Annotated in this window: 1 protein-coding gene; it reads left to right on the forward strand. The window is 51.1% G+C overall.

The window, feature by feature from the left end:
* A partial coding sequence (locus ACFQ1T_RS14385; protein WP_379078025.1) for an Ig-like domain-containing protein occupies positions 1-1,382 on the forward strand: 1,382 nt, incomplete at both ends.

Genomic DNA, 1,382 nt, shown 5'->3' on the forward strand with positions numbered 1-1,382 from the left:
ATCAGCCTGGATGCAAACGTTGCTGGTGATGGCATTGTGAACGTTGCTGAATCGACTGCTGCCGCCATCCCCGTGACTGGTACCGTGAGTGGTCAATTCAAGGCCGGCGATATTGTTACCATTACGATCAATGGCAAAGACTTCAGCGGTGCTGTAGCGACCGACGGTACATTCTCTATCAAAGTCCCTGGTGCAGACTTGGCCGCTGACCCTGACAGCACTGTCTTTGCGAGCGTGACCACAACGAATGCTGCGGGTAACACTGCAACCGCGACGGATACACAGACATATACCGTGAACTTGTTGCCTCCAGCCTTGGCGATCAGCCTGGATGCAAACGTTGCTGGTGACGGCATTGTGAACGTTGCTGAATCGACTGCTGCCGCTATCCCTGTGACTGGTACCGTGAGTGGTCAATTCAAGGCCGGCGATATTGTTACGATTACGATCAATGGCAAAGACTTCAGCGGTGCTGTAGCGACCGACGGTACATTCTCTATCAAAGTCCCTGGTGCAGACTTGGCAGCTGACCCTGACAGCACTGTCTTTGCGAGCGTGACCACAACGAATGCTGCGGGTAACACTGCAACCGCGACGGATACACAGACATATACCGTGAACTTGTTGCCTCCAGCCTTGGCGATCAGCCTAGATGCAAACGTTGCTGGTGACGGCATTGTGAACGTTGCTGAATCGACTGCTGCAGCTATCCCCGTGACTGGTACCGTGAGTGGTCAATTCAAGGCAGGTGACATTGTTACCTTGACCATTAACAACAAGACCTTCACAGGTGCAGTGTTGGATGGTGGTAAGTTCTCCATCAATGTTCCTGGTGCAGATCTGGCGGCCGACTCAGACAGCACTATCCTGGCAAGTGTAACAACGACCAATGCTGCTGGTAACAGCGCAACCGCAACTGATACTCAAGACTACAAGCTGGCAATTAATCCAAACCTGTTTGCAACCATTGCACTGGATGCTAATTTTGCCGGTGATGGCATCATCAACATTGAAGAAGCCAAAGCGACTTCCTCGATTCCCGTAACTGGTACAGTGGGTGGTGACGCTAAAGTTGGTGATCCAGTGGTAGTCACTATTAATGGCAAAGATTACCCAACGACTGTAATCACCCGTGCGGATGGCAAGCTGGGCTTCAGTGTGAGTGTTGCCGGTAACGAACTTGCCGCTGACTCTGATAAAACAATTGATGCAAAAGTGACCGTAAGCGATAACGCTGGCAATTCATTAAGTCAGTCAACGCAGCTCACTTATACAGTCGACCTGACGCCACCTAAGGCAGAGATTGCCTTGGATGCTAACTTTGGTGGTGATGGCATCATCAACATTGAAGAAGCCAAAGCGACTTCCTCGATTCCCGTAAC

Source organism: Methylophilus glucosoxydans, from assembly GCF_042676145.1.
GTDB classification, from domain to species: domain Bacteria; phylum Pseudomonadota; class Gammaproteobacteria; order Burkholderiales; family Methylophilaceae; genus Methylophilus; species Methylophilus glucosoxydans.